This window comes from Rudaeicoccus suwonensis, assembly GCF_007829035.1.
GTDB lineage: Bacteria > Actinomycetota > Actinomycetes > Actinomycetales > Dermatophilaceae > Rudaeicoccus > Rudaeicoccus suwonensis.
The window spans coordinates 803,666-822,125 of record NZ_VIVQ01000001.1 but is presented as its reverse complement, the minus strand read 5'-3'; the positions used below and the strand labels follow the sequence as shown (position 1 = coordinate 822,125).

The window sequence follows — 18,460 nt, the reverse complement described above, 5'->3', positions numbered from 1 at the left end:
TCCCGCACCGCCTAGTAGGGTCCGCCTCCGTATGCGGCGCAAGGTCACCGCAACCACCACTGACGGACGAGCACGACGATTGCCACCACAGCGATCGCGACCAGGCCCTTATACAAAATTCGGCGTTCCGAGCGCCGGTCAGCGATCAACTCTTCATCACCATTTTGCTGAGGAGAATTCATCTTGGTCATCGTAAAACACCTAGTTTTCCAGTCTTCTCGGTCTTATCCCAGGTTGTAGCTGCCCCGCGCGCTTGAGCTACGTACGAAGCAAATGTGATACTGCACAGGAGTGGTCCGTAACCCACGACAAAGAGCAAAACTCCACCAGCACGGCCCAATCCAAATGCCTTGTCCAGTCTGTAGAGGAGCCAGGCGAACACCATGCAACCGCAGACCCAGGTATAGGCCGCCAGTGCCAAGAGAGAACGCGTCAGCGGACTCCACCCGAGGCCGAGCCACTGACAGGACCAACGTATTACGTGGTGCATGGGCCGCGGCGCAAGAACCCACATCATGACGGTCAGGCTGATCAACCCAGGAAAAGCCAGTGCCTGTCGCCAGCTGCGGCGCGCCACACCGCTGTCGATAAGGAGAGTAAACGATGTCGTCAGGACAAAGCCGAGCGAATTGGTGATCCATAGCAGATTGAACAACAAATGGGCACGATTACCACCGCACCACCACAGGACAACCAGCGCGATCGACGACAAAACCATGAAGGCCGGGAGCAGGAGTGTGCACCACCAATTGAGTCCGAACCAGGGCCGCCCCAGTCGGTGCATTCTCGACGGACGAAAGAAGACGTGACTGAATCGCCTCGCAACTTGTAGGTTCCCGCGCCCCCACCTGAGGCGTTGCTTCCAGAGGGCAACGATGCCGCCAGGCTCTTCGGCAAGGCAATGGGCGTTGCCATCGAAGATGACTTTGCGCCCGGCCAGCTGGGTCAGCAGTGTCGTGACGGTGTCCTCGGCAAGAGTTGAGGTGTCGATCTGCCCACCCAGGTCCTCCAAGTTGCGCCGACTGTGCAGCTGAGCGCCACCCGCGAGGCAGGCCTGAGCCCGCACAACATTCTGAGCTCGACGCCCGACAGCTTGTGCTGCAGCGTATTCGTATCCGATGTATCGATTCATCCAATCGGGTGGATCGCTCGCTTCCTTGATGAAAGCAGTGACCGCGCCGACATTCTCATCGTGCAGATGACGAGTCATACGACGTACCGCCGTCGGCTCGAAGACAACGTCTGCATCGGTGATGAGGATGGCTTGTGCCCAGTCATCGGACAGCACCACACGAAGACCGTGATTGAGCGTGTGCGCCTTTCCTTGCCCCCCTTGTTCGCGACGCAGGTGCAGGACGCGTCCGGGGTATTGCGCGACCTTGTCAGTCATCAGTTCGACCGTTTCGTCGGTGCTGGCATCATCAACCACCGCAAGTTGGAGCCGGTCCGCCGGATAGTCCATCGTCATCATCCGGTCGATACTGAAACGCAAAACGGCTGACTCGTTCCATGCTGGTACCAACACCGCAACGCGCGGCAAGTCATCGACGTCGACGTCGTCATCGCCGTAGTGGTCCCGAAAGCGGTGCAATGAAGCAAGAAGGACCTGAACAATCGCCACGACGTTCGGCAGCGCGCCCAGAAGCACGAAGATGCTAAGAACCCACAGCCCGAGATCCGCAAGACGATCGAGCACGCTAGCCATGGGAGTTGTGATGCGAAAGCAGCAGATCCAGATAGCTGCGCGTACCTACGTCGGAGACCTGATGAGCGTCACTACCGGACGTCAGGAGCACGCCTGCAGACTCCAGCGGGCCCACGATCGAGGCACTCGGACAGCGCCATTTCTCGTTGATCTCGACTGCGGCCTCAGAGCTCAAGCAGGCCGAACCCAGCGCAGTCACGTGGTCAGGGCTCACGTGGCGCTCGCTCAGACCCATTTTCGGCAGAACGCTGAATGGATGCGCCACGATGGGGCGGAATGGCGCACCGGCTATCGCGCGGCAGAGTGCGTCGACCAAGGTGTCGACGACGGTTTCGGCGGACGTCACGCCACGAGCGATCCACTCAGCGACGGTGCTGGGATGCACTGGACCGTCAACTCCCGGAAACTGGTGGTCGGCTATGAGCAGATAGTCCAGGTCCGGAAGGTCGGCAGGCAGGTCCAGTGTCCCGGAGGCGTCGAGAATCTTGGCCTCGACGCCGCACTTGACGATGAGACCCTCTCTCCTGAGACCTCGCACCCGGAGGACGTAGTCGATCAGCCAGTCACTTTCTGCGCGCACATGATCCGAAAGCCCCCAGGTATGCAGACCAGCAGCGATGGCCGCATCTGCCATCGCTTCGGGAGTATCAGCACCGTCTGTCAAGGCAGAGTGGGTATGTAGGTCGCTGCCTCGATCGACAGTTTCCCCGGTCATGTCCGCCCGCGACCGATCTGTGCATACTCGTCGATGGGTACCACGATGTCCTCCCAGTACCGCACGACCGCCACCTCTTTGAAGTGCATGTGGCGCGGCAGGTTCTCTCCGCGCGCTGCCCGGACGGCCAGTAACGGCATATCGATGCCGGCCGCCTGAGTGAGAGCCATCGTGCCCGGAAAGCGGGAATTCACCTCCAGCAAAGCTGGCGTGCCGGAGTTGTCGAGCTTCGCCTGCACGTTGACCACGCCGCGAGCACCGATGACGTCTGCGACCTGACGGCCGAAGTCTTCGAGTGCGTCATCTGCCACTGTCCGCCCTGCAACAGCGATACCAGAGTCGACCTTGTCTCGACGACGCGGCACCGCCGCGATCACACCCCCGTCCGGGTGAGCTAGGACGTCTATCGAGTATTCGTCACCCGGCAACAGAGCCTGAGCCAGCATCGTTCCGTCGTGCGGGACGCGCTTCAGTTCGGTCGCATCACGCAGAATTTCGAAGCCGCGTCCCCCAGCTCCGCTTCGTGGCTTGATGATGAAGGGCGCGCCCAGAGGCTCTAATGCATCGGGGGCCATACCTTTCTCGAGCAGAACCGTGGCCGGCACCCGGACGCTCGCCGCTGAACATGCCTGCATCAAAGCAAATTTGTCGAGACACATATCAAGCGTCGCCACAGACTCAACAAGTATGTCGATGCCCGCTGCGGCAAAACGATCACGCGCTGCAGAGACCTTGCGCAATTCACTGTCCACCGTGGGAATCACGAGGTCCGCGCACTGCTGGATGGCGACGGCCAGCAGTGCATCTATGAATTCATCGTCATCTCCTCGAGGCAAAAGAGCGCGACGCTCTCTCGGCACCAAGTAAAGGCCTACGGCCACGGGATCGATGTCAGCTGCCACCAGGGTCGCCGATCCGGTCAAGCTTCGCAAAACAGTGACAGCGGCCGCACCGCCGGCTCCAGTCACCAAGACTGTGCCAAGGTTCCCCTGGGCATCGACAGCCATCAGGAGAAGCCCCCGGTCAGATCAGAGCCGACGCGATCACTGCCGTCCGTGGCACCGATCACCGAGTTCGAGATGTATGCCGGCGCCGACGCAACATGCCGTAGTTCACCGACCGAACGTACCAACTCAAACGGCTCCGCATATCGGGCAGTCGCCCCCAAATGTCGAGCCCAGTAACGAGCGCCGGCGACGACGAGTTCTGGCTCAAGATAAGTCCGGCCGTCCTGTGAATGAAACATCTTGAGCAACTCAACCTTTCGGGTGATGACAGAGTCGATATTGACGAACTGCGTCGGGTTGAATTCGTTCGTTGCAGATGGCGATTGATAACCGAAGACACGGCGAACAGTCCGAGTCGCTGACCGAGCCGCAACGCTGACGGCACGATGATCTTGATGACTGTCGTGCGGAGAATGCACGTACACCACTGTCGGGTCGACGTGTGCCACGACTGCCTCGATCAGACGGATGGTGGAGAGTCCAGCGTCAATCCGTGCATCCGGCAGGTCTCCCAGGAACAGTTGTCCACCAATCACTGCGGCAGTGGTGCACGCTTCGTCGATCCGAGCGCCCTCATTTCCACCGAGCGCTCCCCGGCTCAGTGTCAGCAGCGAAATGCTGTCACCACGTCGGCGATGGTCGAGCAACGTGCCCCCACAACCGATCTCAATGTCATCCGGATGCGACCCGATCGCAAGCACCCGCTCACGAGTCAATCGAGATCGCTCCCACCCACCACGCAGGGAAATTTCGACCGCAGCCGGCTCATCGGCGTTCAGCACGTCATTGACGCCGACGCGCATGGCCCGCACAAGCAAGGATGCGTCGCTGAGGCTGCCGGAAACCACCAATTTCAGACGAGCCGCAGGTGCGAATCGATGCCAACCACGCACTTCCTCCACTCCGCGGTCATCTTGGAAAGCATCCGTTCCCAGAATCATGAACGTGAACGGACCAGCCTCTGCGATGGCGCGATGGGCGTCGTCGACCGACGTCACAACATGTGTGATACCTAAAGAATCCAGAGCGGCCACAACGGATTCACAGGCTCCCGTTCCCACGAGAACCGCCACTTCGGGCGGCGCCTTGCGCATCAGTCGTACGTGATCGGAAAAATCCCCTGATTCCGGCATCAAACCGGCGGCATCGCCGGCTGGTAGTGTGACATCATCGTGTGGCATTCAACGTTGCCTATCGGTTGTTCATCAACGATATACCCGTACCGGAAGCACGCTACAACATCCGCACCATCGCAGACGAGTAGCAATAGGACGTGATGACTGGCCCTTGGAAATCCTCTCCACGTGCACACCTCGCTGCCGAGCTTGCCACGGTTGCACTATCCGCTGATGAAGAAAATCGCCTCCACACGATAGTCGCAGCAGTTTTGGAAGAGCTTGGAGCCGATGCGGTTCAAGTCTCCATGATGGCCGACGAACAAGTCTCGGCCGCTTCGTGCGGGAAGATCGTCACGCGAACTGAGCACACCATGCGTGTTCCGTTGGAGAACACCGCCTGTACGAACGTGCTTCGAACACAGCTGCCGCAAGTAATACCGGACGCTCGCTCGGACGCCCGAGTCTCCAGCCTACCCGTGGTGGAACGCGGATTTCTGGGCGCATACATCGGCGCCCCGCTGGTGGTTCAGGGAATGATCGTCGGGGTGTTATGTGCTATTCAGAGTCGGCCCCGAGCCTGGACGTCGTCGGACCTGGAGCTTCTGCAGAGGCACGCCGACGAGGTTGAAAAGGAATTGCTCCGCCTCGTGGTGCTGATTGGCAGTTGACCTGAACCATCGCCCGGCTCCGGTCACGCAGGGGATGCTGCCTTGGTGATGACCGTCAGCGCGACGCCGGGCGGGACCGCGATGCCATCCGTCCGCGGAAGGGTCCGGGGACCAGATCACCCCTCGCACGGTGTCGAGTCATCCGCCAGTCGACCGCGGTCTTGGACACCATCGCGCACCGGATCGTCCGACCGGACGAGGTTTCGGCCTGCCCGCACTCGCCACGGCTGCGACGGCGGCTTCGTTCAGCGGGTTGTCGCCCCATGCGTCATCGCCGCCCCAATCGCGCACTTACCCGCCAGGAAGGGCGGATCCCACCGCTGCTAGCGTCCATGTGGTAAGCAAATCTTCGCGCCCTAAGGGGTATTCACTGTGAGCACAACGCCAGTCAAGGTCGCCGTCACCGGCGCCGCCGGCAACATTGGTTACAGCCTGCTGTTCCGCATCGCCAGCGGAGCTCTGCTCGGCCCGGACACCCCGGTCGAGCTGCGGCTGCTCGAGGTCACCCCCGCGCTGAAGGCGCTCGAGGGTGTCGTGATGGAACTCGACGACTGCGCCTTCCCGCTGCTCGCCGGCATCGAGACCGGTGACGACGCCGAGACGATCTTCGACGGCGTCAATGCCGCCCTGCTCGTCGGCGCCATGCCCCGCAAGGACGGCATGGACCGCGCCGACCTGCTCGCCGCCAACGGAAAGATCTTCACCGGTCAGGGCGCCGCGCTGAACAAGTCAGCCGCCGACGACGTGAAGATCCTGGTCACCGGCAACCCGGCCAACACCAACGCGTTGATCGCGATGACCAACGCCCCCGACATCCCGCGCGAGCGCTTCAACGCCCTCACCCGCCTCGACCACAACCGCGCGAAGGGCCAACTGGCCAAGAAGCTCGCAGTCTCGGTCGAGGAGATCAAGGGCCTGGCCATCTGGGGCAACCACGACGACTCGATGTACCCCGACCTCTACAACACGACCGTCGGCGGCAAGGTTGCGGCCGACCTGGTCGACGAGGCCTGGATCAAGGACGAGTACATCCCCAAGGTCGCCGGTCGCGGTGGCGCCATCATCAAGGCACGCGGCGCCTCCTCGGCGGCCTCCGCTGCGAGCGCAACCATCGACCACATGCACGACTGGGTGCTCGGTTCGGACGAGATCGTGTCGATGTCGGTGCCGTCCGACGGCTCGTACGGCGTGCCCGAGGGCATCATCTCCTCGTTCCCGTGCCGCGTGAGCAATGGCTCCTACGAGATCGTGCAGGGCATCGAGCTCAATGACTTCTCCCGCGAGCGCATCATGGCGTCGGCTGCCCGCCTGCAGGGCGAACGCGACCAGGTCAAGGAACTCGGCCTGATCTGACCTTCAGCAACACCGAAACCGGGACGTGGCCTCAGGGTCACGTCCCGGTTTCGCTTGTCGTTGTTGCTTGCCGGCCGAGTTGGACGACGCTTAGCATCCACCCGTTGGTATGACGCTCAACTGCCGCCGAGCTTCACCTTCGCGAAGATGACTGCGAGCGCAGCGGCCAGCCCGAGCAGCACGACGGCGTCGGTGGCCTTCGAGCGGACTGCGATGGCACCGAGAGCTTCCTCGTGCATCATGAGGCGAGCGATGGCCGCGAGCACCATGGCCGCCGCGATCAGGAAGCCCCCAACGCGCACCGAGCCGCAGAAAGTCACCAGCACCCCGGTGGCAACAGCTGCGAGCACAGCCCACCACAGCGGACCGAGCCGGAACTGACTCATGAGTCGAGACCGGCTCCGGCCTGCCGCGCCATCTCGGCATCGGCGTGACGCTCGGCCGCCTCGACCACATTCGTCAGCAGCATTGCTCGCGTCATCGGGCCGACGCCTCCCGGGTTCGGTGTGAGGAAGCCGGCGACGCCGGCGACATCCGGTGCGATGTCTCCGGCGATCTTGCCGTCGACCCGCGACACACCGACGTCGAGCACCGCGGCGCCGGGTCGGACCATGTCGGCGGTGACCAGCCCGGGCACGCCGGCCGCAGCGATGATGATGTCGGCGCGCCTGGTGTGGGACGCGAGGTCGCGTGTGCCCGTGTGGCACAGCGTGACCGTGGCGTTCTCGCTACGGCGGGTCAGCAACAGCCCCAGTGGCCTGCCGACGGTCAGGCCGCGCCCGATGACGACGATCTCGGCGCCGTCGACCGGCACGGCGTACCTGCGCAGCAGTTCCAGCGCACCGACCGGGGTGCAGGGCAACGGACCGGACTGCCCCAGCACTAGTTTGCCGAGGTTCACCGGGTGCAGACCGTCGACATCCTTGTCCGGCGAAACCCTTGACAACAGGGCGAATTCGTCCAGACCGGTCGGTTGTTGCACGAGGAAACCGGTGCATTTCGGATCAGCGTTCAGTTCGTCGATGACCTCCTCGACCTGCGCCTGCGACGCGGTGGCCGGCAGGTCACGCCTGATGGAGGTGACGCCGATGCTGGCACAATCGCGATGCTTGGCACCGACATACCAATGCGAACCGGGGTCGTCCCCGACCAGAACGGTGCCGAGGCCGGGGGTCACCCCGCGCGCCGCGAGCGCAGCCACCCGCTCCGCGAGTTCGCCCTTGATCGCTGCCAGGGTCGCCTTGCCGTCCATCACCGTAGCTGTCACGGCGGCCATCCTGCCACGCCCGGATCAGGCACCGCTGAGGTCGATATTGGACGACCGTCCCAGAGATTGAACAGCTGTTCAGTCACAGCGTCCAAGACAGTAGACTTGAACACATGTCAAGCACGATCCGGCAGCCTTCGCGCCGCACCCTCGCCAAGGGTGCGGCTTGGAGCGTGCCGATCATTGCGCTGGGCGGTCCTGCGATGGCTGCGACGGTGTCGCCCGGATTGGTCCCGAGGATCACGACTGCATGCACACCGCATACCGGGCTGACGGGTCCGAACACCGTGACCTTTTCGATATGCGCCGGAGTCAACGGCCTGCCCGCGGGCACCGTGTTCACGCTCAGTTATTCGAGCACCGCTGTCGGCACGACGCCGACGGTCACAACCAGTGCGTTCTCGGGCGGTTCGATGAGCAACAACGGCTCGTTCAACCCCAGCGGCTCAGGCGCCTTGACACTCATCAACACGCTCGCCGGAGGTCAGTGCGTCACGCTCACGGCAAGCATCACCTCAGCGTTGTTCGCGACGACGACCGCGACGCTGGCCGGCGAGGGGGCTTCCACCACCTACACGTTCCACGGCACCTCCTGCTGACATCGGCCCGCGGGGGGCAGACAGCCGCATTGTGCAGATCGTGGTGCCCGGCTGCACACGTCGGACGACACAGTGGCGCCCGACATCTCGGTTGACACGGCAACACGCCACTCGCGGACGGATCCGTTCCGTGGAGACCGATCGGCATCGCGAAGTGATCAGCTGCGCACGTGTCGAAAAGCGGCCTTCGCAGGTAATCTCCCTACCATGGCCACCGCGTCGCAGCGGCCGTCACGCCGCACTCTCGCCAAGGGCGCCGCTTGGAGCGTGCCGATGATCGCCATCGGTGCGCCGGCCCTCGCTGCCACCGTCTCGCCGACTGCGACGCCGACAATCAGTGTAACAACGTGCAGCAACGGCAGTGCCCTCACGCCCAGCAGCTTGCTGTTCAAGGTGTGTGCCGGGGCAATCGGCTTGGCCCAATCCACCGCCTTTACGTTTTCGTACGCTAACGCCGCTTTGACCGCAACACCGGTCATCACGACCGACGACTTCGCGGTCGGCACCATCAGCAACAGCGGTCTGGTCACAGCAAGTGGCAGCGGCCAACTCAGCCTGAATGCACCTCTCGCGAGCGGCGTTTGCGTGACCGCAACCGTAACGCTGTACGCCTCGCTCCTCGCCCGGACGGCAGCGACGATCGCCGGCTCCGGTGCGACCTACACCTACACCTTCACGGCCCTCGGCAAATGCTGACCGACTCGACACGGTCTGGGCGTGAGCGCCGGGCGACGACGCACTTCCACACTCCATCTCTTCGCACCAGCCAGGTCACGGGCACGACGGCCATGGTCGTCCTCAGCCCGCGAGGGCGGACAGTCGCACGGTGCGCACCTCGTTGTCGACATTGAGGTCGACCAGGCAGATGCTCTGCCAGGTGCCCAGCGCGATGATGCCGCCACTGATCGGCAGGGTGGCGTAGGGCGGAATGAGCGCCGGCATGACGTGCGAGCGACCGTGCCCGCGAGTGCCGTGGGTGTGGAGCCAGCGATCGTCCGCCGGCAGCAGATCCCGCAGGGCGGCCAGCAGGTCGGTGTCGCTGCCCGCACCCGTTTCCAGGATCGCCACACCAGCGGTTGCGTGCGGCACAAACACGTGCAGCAGTCCGTCGGCCTGTCGGGCTGCGAAATCCGCGCACTCGCGAGTGATGTCGAGCACCACCTCGGTCCTGCCGGTACGAAACTCACACGTCTGTGTCTGCATGCTGCCCTTCCTGCACCAAGGTGGCTGCGCTGGACATCCAACGTTCGACATTGTCCGCCATTGCCGAGGCGCCCTTGCGACGGTAGGCCCGCTCGGCACGACCGGCAGCGTCGAGACTCGCAGCCTCATCACCCAGGATCGCTTCGACGACGGCCTCGTCGACCGCCAGTTCGGCAATCGTGATGGGCATCGAGATCGTGTCGACCAGCAGATGCGCCTGACGGATGCGTTCACGTGCCAGATCTGCGTTGCCCCGCAGCGCCAACAGTTGCGCCACAACTCCGTCACGCAGACCCGGGTGATATCCGTCGTCGTCCAGCGTGGGCGCCTGCAGATCACCCTCGAATGCGGCGAAGGCAGCATCCGCGTCGCCGGCTCGCAACCACAGCCGCACGATCCACATCTCGTTGTCCTGCTGCACGATCGGGGTGAGCAGGGGCAACTGCTGCGCCAATGCCTCGGCCGCCGCGGTGGGTTCGCCGAAGCTGTACAACGCCATTGCCCACCGGTCGGTCTCGCGGGCGATGTAGTCCGGCCCGCTGGAGAGTTCGACGACGCGCTCCCAATCCTCGGTCGCGCCGCCGCGGTCCCCTCGCATGGCGCGCAGCCAGACCCGCAACGGCAACAGACTCAGCACACGCTCCCGTTGCGCACCACCGGAATCCAGCGCTTCGTCGACATCCTGCAGCACCAGGCTCACCGGCTCGTCGCTCCACATTCCGAACTCGACACGGGCGAAGGTCAGCAACCTCGCGACGGGCCGGTCGCCATACTCCTCGGCCCGCCGGGCGAGTATGCCGATGTCGCCCAGCCCCTCAGTCATCTGACCTGCGATGCCGAAGGCAAGTGCCCTTGGCCAGCCGACGTCGATCTGCAGCCCGAGCAGGTCGGGAAACTCACGTGCCGCATCGATGAGTTCGGTCGCCGCATCGATGCCGTCGGCGGCGGGCGTAGCACCGGACTGCAGTCGGCCGACCAACAGCATCGCCTCGCGGTGCACCAGCCACGACGGCAGATCCGCGAGCTTGCGATCGGTGCGGGCGACGACCTCCTCGACATCGGCCATGTCGTGGTGCCGGGTGCGCATGAACGCCCGGTGCGCGATGTCGTGCAGCCGCAGATCGCCGTCGGAGAACAACTCGAACAGCGCGAGATATGCCTCGCGAGCGCGTGGTTCGCCGCGCAGGTCGAGCTCTTCGGCGGCCTCGTATCCGGCGCTTGCCGCACGCTCGCGCAGCGCGTCGATCGAGGCGGTGTCGGCGGACACGCGAGCGAGTTCGTCATACGCCTGGCGCAGATGTCCGGCGATGGCGCCGCGTTGGGAGCGCTCCAGCTGATCGGCGTGGGCCGCGCACCAGTCGGCGGCGCGCACGTGGCGCTCGGATCGCACCTGCCTGGCCTGGGTTCGGTATGCCGTCTCCATCAGCATCGACTGGGCGAACTGGTACCGAGTGAATCCGCTGGAGTCCTGGTCGCCGAGCTCGAGAATGTTGAGCAGTCGCAGCCGTCCGGCGACCTCGTTGCCGTCGTAGTCCGGGTCGGGATCAGCCGTGCGCACCGGCTCCACTGCCTCGGCGTAGAACTCGCGGCCCAGCACAGAACCCACCTCGCAGAACGCGCGTTCCATCGGCGTGAGCCGATCCAGCGTCGCCTCGAAAAGTGTGTGCACCGACACCGGCAGCTCATCCCCGTCACACATGCAGTCCAGCAGCACCTGGAAGACCTGCGGATTGCCGTCGCTGCGTCGGATCAGAGCCCGCAGCGACATCTCGACCGACCGACCGGACTCCTGCGACACGCGCTCCAGTTCGGGCATCCGCTCGGTCGCCATCTCACGCAGTTCGTCCGCGCTGAGCGCGTCCACCGGCTCGACGCGCGACTGCTGACCACCGCCCCACATCGGGCGTCGTTCGAACAATTCCGGGCGCGTCGTGCAGATCGTCAACACCGGATAGATGCGCAATGGCGCCACGAGACCCTCGATGAGGTCCAGCATCTCCTCGCTGGCCCACTCGATGTCCTTCCAGACAACTGCGATGGGGCCGGCAACAGCCAACTGCGCCAACAGTTTTCGCACCGCCCAGACGATGTCGTCGATCGAGGTGGTCTCCTCCGAGCGAGCGGTTGCCGACTTCAGCCGACGGACGATCGCCGTGGCGGTCCGCTCATCGAACATGCCCTCGACGACAGCGGGCCAGTCGTCATCGATGGCAGTGAGCAGCTTGGCAAGAGGACCGTATGACCCGTCGGTCGCGAGCGGCTGAGCGGTGCCACGCAGCACCCGCAGACCGTCGCGACCCTCGAGGAAGTGCGAGACCAGCCGGTTCTTGCCGATGCCAGGCTCGCCGACATACGTCACGAACCACCCTTGACCCAGCCGCGCGGATCGATCGGCGATCGCCGCAAGGTCGGCCAGTTCGATCTCCCGGCCGGCGAACCTGGTGCGACGCAACACCCCGTGGCGGCCGTCGCCGTCGGTGACTTTGAAGACCTGCTGGGGTTCGGTCTTGCCCTTGTGGGTCATGGGCCCGATGAACTCCAGCGACACGCCCTGACCGACCAGCGCCGCAACGGTGTCACCGACATACGTCTCGTCCGGCTGTGCCGCCGCCTGCAGCCGAGCTGCCACGTTGACGGCGTCACCGGTGACCGAGAACTGTCCGTCGGGCTGGTGGGTGACGAAGACCTCACCCTGGTTTACGCCGATGCGCACGCGCAGGCTCTGCCCCAGCCGGGCCTGCATACGTGCGGAGAGTTCCTTGACGGCCGCGTGGATCTCGGTCGCCGCCTGCACTGCGCGAGTCGCGTCGTCCTCACGCGTGGCCGGCACGCCGAAGACGGCCATGACGGCGTCGCCGATGAACTTCTCGACCGTGCCACCGTATTTCCAGACGACCTTGGAGACAGCGTCGAAATAGCGGGCGAGACTGGCGCGCAACGCTTCCGGGTCGATCGACTCACCCAGGCCGGTCGACCCGACAATGTCGACGAAGAGGATGACGACGTGCTTGCGGACCGGCGCCTGCAAGCCGCCCTGCGCCAGCGACGCACCGCAGTTGGGGCAGAACTTCGTCCCGGTCGGCGACTGCACACCGCACCGCGCGCACGTGATCACGACGATCATTCTGTCAGGGCACCGTCACCGCAGGAGTTTGTCCGCATTGGCCACCCACGTGTCGACCTGATCTGCAAGCGCACTGGCACCTCTGGAGTGGTATGCCGCACGGGCCTGCTCGGCCAGACTCTCGCTGGCGCCGCAGTCTCCCATCACCCGCTCAAGGATCGCCTCGAACGCGAGCGCGAAACCGGCGTTGATCGGGCTCTCCTCCGAACGGTCGATCGCGAAGACCTTGGCCATCTCAACGAGTGCTGTCGCACGGTCGCCGGCGAGAGCAGACTCCACCGCCCGCTTCGCAGCCAGTCCTGATTGCGCGACATCGTGACTTTCTGGCGTCAAGGCGAGAGCCTCGAGTTGCTTTGCGACGTAGCGCAATTGGAGGATCTCGCCCGCGTATACGAAGTCGCGCATCGCCGCGTGCAGGAAGGACGCCTGCAACATGGCGCGGTCGGCCAACTGCGTGGCGATCTCGACCCACAGTCGACCCGCCTCCGCGGCTCGGCCCTCGCACAGCAGGATCCGGGCGACATACTGCCGGTCGTAGAAAGCCGTGAGGGCATCTGCGCTCTGCTCGCCAAGCAATGCCTCTGCGGCCGTCCACTGCCGCCACGCCTCGTCCGATTCCCCAGCGGCGGCGAGCGCCGCCGCCAGGACCGATGTCGCCGCCCGCCACATCGTCCGGTTACCGGCGAAGTCCTGCTGCAGCTGGCGGGCGTCGCGGATCACGTCGTCGACCGGGGCTGTGGCATGGGCGATCTGCAGGTTGAAGTGCCGCCACAGACGCTCCTCGACGGTTCTGCCGTTCGCGCGGCAGCGGGCGATGTTCACCAGGCAGATCTCGTGACAGCGATTCAGATTGCCGCCATCGGCCTCGACCTGGGCACAGAGGAGTTCGACCATCGCGAGCGACCCCTGGGCAGGTTCGGGCAGCGCCAGCAGCCGCTTCCTGATTCGCCCGGCGGAGGCCTGCGCCTGGGGTAGCGCTACCTCGCCGGCCCGGACGCCTTTGAGCAGCAGTGGCACTTCCCGCACCAACTGCCACTCCGCGCTGGCCGCCATCACATCGTCCAGCCGGGCAAAACCCGCCTGCCGCAGCGCATGGTCTGCGGTCGGTTCGGTGGAGATGAGCAGGTTGTACCCGAGGTCGAAGCTGCGACGGTCCCCCGCCGGCAGGATGTCGATCAGTCGTAGCGCCGCGCTCATCCGGCCCGGATCGCCGCGCAGGGCAGCGTGATCGACGGCAGCCATCCCGGCGTCGATCGCCGCTTCGCGCAGGATCGCACGCCGGCCGGCAGGTCCGTTGATCTCCTCCAGCAATGAAAGCGCACGCACAAGGTGTGACGCGGCCACCGAAGGCGTGTCGAGGCCGCACTCCTCGGGATGCTTCACGAGCCACTCGGCAAGGGCCGCGTGCCGGTCGGAGCGCACCTGCTTGGGCATCGACCGGTATGCCGTCTGCATGAAAAGTGACTGCACGAAACGGAATTCGCCATCCCCGGCGACCTCGAGGATGTTGAGCTCGCGCAGCCGGTCGGCGACGAGCTCAAGGTCGTCCGGCAGGCCGCCAGTAGCGGTGGCCGTAGCCGCGTCGATGCGAAACTCGCGGCCGTAGACGGCGGCGCACTCCACCAGCAGCCGCTCGACAGGTGTGAGTCGATCGAGCGCAGCCTCGTAGAGCTGCGCCACCGACGCCGGCAGATCCGATCCCGATGCCGATGCGTGTGCCAGCATCTGCAGAACCTGCGGATTACCCTCGGCCCGATCGACGAGATCCTCGACGGATACGTGGAGCTTGTTCTCGTTGAATCGGATTCGCTCGTCGGCGAGCGCTGTGAGGTCTTGGCGGGACAGACGCTCGACGTCCTCCACACGCGACTTGCGACCTCCGCCCCAGTGTGGCCGGGTGTCGAAGAGTTCCGGGCGTCCGACGCAGATGGTCAGGACCGGTAGCGAGCGACACGCGGCCGCGAGCGCCGTGATGAAGTCCAGTTGCGCCTCGGTGGCCCATTGCAGGTCGTCCCAGCCGATCGCCACCGCGCCCGTGCTCGCCAACGCAGTGACGACGCGCTGCATCGCCCAGACGACGTCGCCGGTGGAGGTCTGCACATCCGAACGCCCGGCAGCGGAGCGCAGACGTTGCAGCACCGCGGCGGCCTCTGCACCGAGCAGGCGATCGACATACAGCTCCCAGTCCGGGTCGAGATCAAGCAGCAGGCGGGTGAGCGGAGCGTAAGTGCCGGTGTTCATCGGCTCGCATCGACCGTGAATGTGGTGGATGCCGGGTCGTCGAACCGCGAACTCGCTGATCAGTCGCGACTTGCCGATGCCGGCTTCACCGACATACGTGAGCAGCCAGCCCTGTCGCCGCTCCATCGCACGGTCGGCGATCGATACCAGTTCGGCCAGTTCGACCTCACGCCCGACAAAGGTCGTCTGGCGCGCCCGCTGCCCGCGCGACTGGTCGGCGGCGATGGCGAACACCTGTTGCGGGGTGCTCCTGCCCTTGTGCAGGATCGGCCCGACCTCGGTCAACCGGACAGTTCCCCCGGCGAGTTCGGCGACGGTGTCCCCGACATACGTCTCGTCGGTGCCGGCAGCCGCCTCGAGCCGCTGTGCGGTGTTGACAGCGTCGCCGGTGACGCTGAACTGCCCGTCGGGCTGGTGAGTCACGAAGACCTCACCGGAGTTGACGCCGACCCGGACGTGGAAGTCGGTGCCGATTTCCTCGCGCAGCCGGGCGACGACGGTGTGTATGTCGATCGCCGCGCGCAGGGCCCTGGTCGCGTCGTCCTCACGCGTGGTCGGCACCCCGAAGACGGCCATGACGGCGTCGCCGATGAACTTCTCGACGGTGCCGCCGTGCTGCCAGATGACCTTCGACACCGCCTCGAAGTAGCGGGCCAGTCCGGCGCGCAGAGCCTCCGGGTCGGTGGATTCTCCGAGCGCAGTCGACCCGACCAGGTCGACGAACAGGATCACCACATGCTTGCGCACCGGCGCCTGCTGCGCGCCCACAGCGGCAGCGGCCCCGCACGTGGGACAGAACTTCGCCGCTTCGGGCAGCCCCGAACCACACCGCGCGCACGTCACCACAACCGCGAATCTACCGGCCACGGCGAGGCATGCGGCGCAAGGACGGCGGCATACAGCCCGGTGATCGTGACCGGGTGGTGACCGCAATTCCAGGAACGGCGGCATCCGGCGCTGCTAGGTTGACCAGCGACACCATAGGCACGGCATACAAGGGGTTCATTCATGGCCACCGCCCAGTTGAAGCAGGTCCTGGCGGACATCGATCTGTTCGCCGGCCTCAGCTCCTCCGCGATCTCCCAGATCGCAGAGACGGGAACGACATTCAAGACCGGCCCGGGCGGCAAGGTCATCACCGAGGGTGCCCACGACAGCGGGCTGCGCGTCGTGCTCGAGGGGTCGGCGACGGTCGACGTCGCCGGCGAGTCCCGTGGCGAGATCGGCCCCGGCGAGTATGTCGGCGAGCTGTCGATGATCGACGGTGCCGCCAGGTCGGCCACCGTCATCGCCGGGTCGCAGGGCGTCACGACCTTCGCGTTGTCGTCGATGGCCTTCATGCCGCTGGTGCGTGGCGACGGCGACATCGCTGCCGCGCTGCTGAAGACGCTGGTCGCCCGGTTGCGCAAGGTCGAGGCAGCCTCGCACGGTCAGTCCTGACCGGATCCGGGCTAGGACAGCTACTCCAACTGCGCGAGATCCGGGTCCCGTAGTACGGAGGGTGATCCTCCCAGCACCACCATCGGACAGCCCTGCGCATCGATGCTGTTCCGGTCGGCAGATCACCTCGTCAATCACGCTCCCGACGCTACGCAGCGGAACCCGATGACTTCCACAGGTTTTCGTCGACCGGCGGGCCGAAACGAGCTGCGGCACACCTCTCGGGGTCGGGAGTCGGACGTACGACGCCCCGAGACAACGAACGTGCGGTCGCCGGGGCCTGAGGATCAGTGCGCGAAATGCCGCGTGCCGGTGAAGTACATCGTCACGCCCGCAGCCTGTGCCGCATCGATGACCGACTGGTCACGTAGGGAACCACCAGGCGCCACAACGGCTTTCACACCTGCGTCGAGCAACACTTCAAGGCCGTCGGGGAACGGGAAGAAGGCGTCCGACGCGGCGACCGAGCCCTGCGCCCGTTCCGCGCCGGCACGCGACACTGCCAAGTGGCAGGCGTCGACACGATTGACCTGGCCCATCCCGACACCGACGGACGCACCGCCGGACGCCAACAGGATCGCGTTGGACTTCACTGCGCGGATGGCGCGCCAGGCGAACTGCAGATCGGTCAGTGTCTCGGCCGATGCCGGCTCACCCGACACCAGCCGCCAGTTCGCCGCGTCGTCGCCACCGGTGACCTCACCGGCCCCGTCGCGGACGACCGCGTCGACCTTGTCGCGCTGCTGCATGAGCATCCCGCCGGAGATCGGCCGGATCTCGACGGGGTCGCCTGCCACCTGGTCGGCAGGCAATTGCAGCAGCCGAATCGCCTTGCGGGCGCTGAGGATCTCGACGGCACCGTCGTCGAAAGCCGGCGCCACGACGACCTCGGTGAAGATGTCCTTGACCGTCTCGGCCATCTCGACCGTCACCGGCCGGTTGGTCGCGATCACGCCGCCGAAGGCCGACATCGAGTCGCACGCGTGTGCCTTGGCGTGGACGGAGGCGATGCTCTCGTCGGCTGCCCCGACCGCGATGCCGCACGGGTTGGCGTGCTTGATGATCGCGACGGTGGGCAGGTCGCCGTGGTCGTATGCCGCGCGCACGGCAGCGTCGGCGTCGACGTAGTTGTTGTACGACATCGCCTTGCCGAAAAGCTGCCGTGCAGACGCGATTCCGCCCCGCCAGTGCCGATAGAGAGCAGCCGCCTGGTGGGGGTTTTCGCCATACCGCAGCGTCTCGGCCTTGGTGAACGTCGCGCCCGACCACTGCGGGAATCCGGTGCCCTCGCTGGTGTCGACGTAGACATTGCCCATCCAGTTGGCCACGGCGCTGTCGTAGTCGGCCGTGTGCACGAATGCCTGCGCCGCCAGCAGTTTGCGCTGCTCCAGCGTGAAGCCTCCCGCGGCCACGGCGGCGAGCGCGTCGTCATACGTGCCGGGGGAAGTGACGATCGCAACGCTCGGGTGGTTCTTGGCCGCGGCACGCACCATCGACGGGCCGCCGATGTCGATCTGCTCGATGCACTCATCCGGAGTGGCGCCGGAGGCGACGGTCTCACGGAACGGGTAGAGGTTGCAGACGACCAACTCGAAGGCGGCCACGCCGAGGTCGTCCAGTTGCGAAAGGTGTTCCGGCTTGCGCGTGTCGGCGAGGATGCCGGCGTGCACGCGCGGGTGCAGCGTCTTGACACGCCCTTCGAGGCACTCGGGGAATCCGGTGAGCTCCTCGACCCGCACCACAGGTATGCCGAGCCCGTCGATGAGGGCGGCCGATCCGCCGGTGGAGACCAGTTCGACTCCGGCGTCGTGCAGACCGCGGGCCAGAGCTTCGAGACCGGTCTTGTCGTAGACCGAGATCAGGGCCCGTCGGATCGGGCGGCGGCCGTCTGCTGCTGATGGTGACATGACTCTCCCAGTAACGTTTTCGCGTTTCCAGTGAGCGCACCCAGGCGGGCGATGCGCTGCGGATGTCACTCCCCGGTGGTGTCCCACCTGCGCCAGTCGTGTGTCTACCAGGA

Annotated in this window: 16 protein-coding genes and 1 riboswitch; of the genes, 5 read left to right on the top strand and 11 right to left on the bottom strand. The window is 65.2% G+C overall.

All coding sequences use genetic code 11. From position 1 onward, the window contains the following. Window positions 1-44 precede the first annotated feature (44 nt). The 5 genes from BKA23_RS17580 to BKA23_RS03770 are packed head-to-tail and all read right to left on the bottom strand — an operon-like array spanning window position 45 to window position 4,608. Window positions 45-191: a hypothetical protein gene (locus BKA23_RS17580; RefSeq protein WP_170226358.1), complete on the bottom strand. Its 147-nt coding sequence runs from the start codon at window positions 189-191 to the stop codon at window positions 45-47. Beyond that, window positions 188-1,705 carry a glycosyltransferase family 2 protein gene (locus BKA23_RS03785; RefSeq protein ID WP_145225618.1) on the bottom strand — a complete coding sequence of 506 codons (1,518 nt, stop codon included), beginning with the start codon at window positions 1,703-1,705 and terminating at the stop codon, window positions 188-190. Before BKA23_RS03785 ends, BKA23_RS17580 begins: the two co-directional genes overlap by 4 nt. Next, window positions 1,698-2,420 carry a PHP domain-containing protein gene (locus BKA23_RS03780; protein ID WP_281287527.1) on the bottom strand — a complete coding sequence of 241 codons (723 nt, stop codon included), beginning with the start codon at window positions 2,418-2,420 and terminating at the stop codon, window positions 1,698-1,700. The genes BKA23_RS03785 and BKA23_RS03780 overlap by 8 nt, the downstream gene beginning before the upstream one ends. Next, window positions 2,417-3,427, bottom strand: coding sequence for an ATP-grasp domain-containing protein (locus BKA23_RS03775; protein WP_145225614.1), 1,011 nt, complete (start codon window positions 3,425-3,427; stop codon window positions 2,417-2,419). Before BKA23_RS03775 ends, BKA23_RS03780 begins: the two co-directional genes overlap by 4 nt. After that, on the bottom strand, window positions 3,427-4,608 hold the full coding sequence (locus BKA23_RS03770; protein ID WP_145225612.1) for a PIG-L deacetylase family protein: 1,182 nt from the start codon (window positions 4,606-4,608) through the stop codon (window positions 3,427-3,429). Before BKA23_RS03770 ends, BKA23_RS03775 begins: the two co-directional genes overlap by 1 nt. A 95-nt stretch (window positions 4,609-4,703) precedes the next feature. Here BKA23_RS03770 and BKA23_RS03765 point away from each other — a divergent pair, with 95 nt between their 5' ends. Both BKA23_RS03765 and BKA23_RS03760 read left to right on the top strand, forming a co-directional pair. Beyond that, window positions 4,704-5,213 (top strand): GAF domain-containing protein, encoded by a 510-nt coding sequence (locus BKA23_RS03765; RefSeq protein WP_246104594.1) that lies wholly within the window; start codon window positions 4,704-4,706, stop codon window positions 5,211-5,213. 372 nt (window positions 5,214-5,585) lie between these two features. Further along, complete coding sequence (locus BKA23_RS03760; RefSeq protein WP_145225608.1) at window positions 5,586-6,566, top strand: malate dehydrogenase; 981 nt, start codon at window positions 5,586-5,588, stop codon at window positions 6,564-6,566. Window positions 6,567-6,682: 116 nt separating this feature from the next. On the opposite strand, the gene BKA23_RS03755 is transcribed toward BKA23_RS03760, so the two are convergent. Both BKA23_RS03755 and BKA23_RS03750 read right to left on the bottom strand, forming a co-directional pair. Then, a complete protein-coding gene (locus BKA23_RS03755; RefSeq protein ID WP_145225606.1) occupies window positions 6,683-6,952 on the bottom strand; it encodes a DUF3017 domain-containing protein in 270 nt (89 codons plus the stop codon). After that, window positions 6,949-7,833, bottom strand: a complete 885-nt coding sequence (locus BKA23_RS03750) for a bifunctional methylenetetrahydrofolate dehydrogenase/methenyltetrahydrofolate cyclohydrolase (RefSeq protein ID WP_145225604.1) — start codon at window positions 7,831-7,833, stop codon at window positions 6,949-6,951. Before BKA23_RS03750 ends, BKA23_RS03755 begins: the two co-directional genes overlap by 4 nt. 113 nt (window positions 7,834-7,946) lie before the next feature. Between BKA23_RS03750 and BKA23_RS03745 the strand changes: the two genes are divergently transcribed. Together BKA23_RS03745 and BKA23_RS03740 are read left to right on the top strand one after the other, a co-directional pair. Continuing rightward, the gene (locus tag BKA23_RS03745) at window positions 7,947-8,432 is read left to right on the top strand and encodes a hypothetical protein (protein ID WP_145225602.1); all 486 of its coding nucleotides are present in this window, start codon (window positions 7,947-7,949) and stop codon (window positions 8,430-8,432) included. Window positions 8,433-8,705: 273 nt separating this feature from the next. After that, the gene (locus tag BKA23_RS03740; protein ID WP_145225600.1) at window positions 8,706-9,128 is read left to right on the top strand and encodes a hypothetical protein; all 423 of its coding nucleotides are present in this window, start codon (window positions 8,706-8,708) and stop codon (window positions 9,126-9,128) included. 102 nt (window positions 9,129-9,230) lie between these two features. Here the strand turns inward: BKA23_RS03740 and BKA23_RS03735 are convergent, their stop codons facing one another. The 3 genes from BKA23_RS03735 to BKA23_RS03725 are packed head-to-tail and all read right to left on the bottom strand — an operon-like array spanning window position 9,231 to window position 15,747. Further along, window positions 9,231-9,635, bottom strand: coding sequence for a YjbQ family protein (locus BKA23_RS03735; RefSeq protein ID WP_145225598.1), 405 nt, complete (start codon window positions 9,633-9,635; stop codon window positions 9,231-9,233). Beyond that, window positions 9,616-12,759, bottom strand: coding sequence for an adenylate/guanylate cyclase domain-containing protein (locus BKA23_RS03730; protein WP_145225596.1), 3,144 nt, complete (start codon window positions 12,757-12,759; stop codon window positions 9,616-9,618). The genes BKA23_RS03735 and BKA23_RS03730 overlap by 20 nt, the downstream gene beginning before the upstream one ends. 15 nt (window positions 12,760-12,774) lie before the next feature. Further along, window positions 12,775-15,747: an adenylate/guanylate cyclase domain-containing protein gene (locus BKA23_RS03725; RefSeq protein ID WP_170226357.1), complete on the bottom strand. Its 2,973-nt coding sequence runs from the start codon at window positions 15,745-15,747 to the stop codon at window positions 12,775-12,777. Window positions 15,748-16,008: 261 nt separating this feature from the next. Here BKA23_RS03725 and BKA23_RS03720 point away from each other — a divergent pair, with 261 nt between their 5' ends. Continuing rightward, entirely contained in the window at window positions 16,009-16,440 is a 432-nt protein-coding gene (locus BKA23_RS03720) for a cyclic nucleotide-binding domain-containing protein (RefSeq protein WP_145225592.1), read from the top strand. A 287-nt stretch (window positions 16,441-16,727) separates the two neighbouring features. On the opposite strand, the gene purH is transcribed toward BKA23_RS03720, so the two are convergent. Next, window positions 16,728-18,347 carry a bifunctional phosphoribosylaminoimidazolecarboxamide formyltransferase/IMP cyclohydrolase gene (purH, locus tag BKA23_RS03715; RefSeq protein ID WP_145225590.1) on the bottom strand — a complete coding sequence of 540 codons (1,620 nt, stop codon included), beginning with the start codon at window positions 18,345-18,347 and terminating at the stop codon, window positions 16,728-16,730. A gap of 31 nt (window positions 18,348-18,378) precedes the next feature. Further along, window positions 18,379-18,457, bottom strand: a riboswitch (ZMP/ZTP riboswitch). Window positions 18,458-18,460 lie beyond the last annotated feature (3 nt).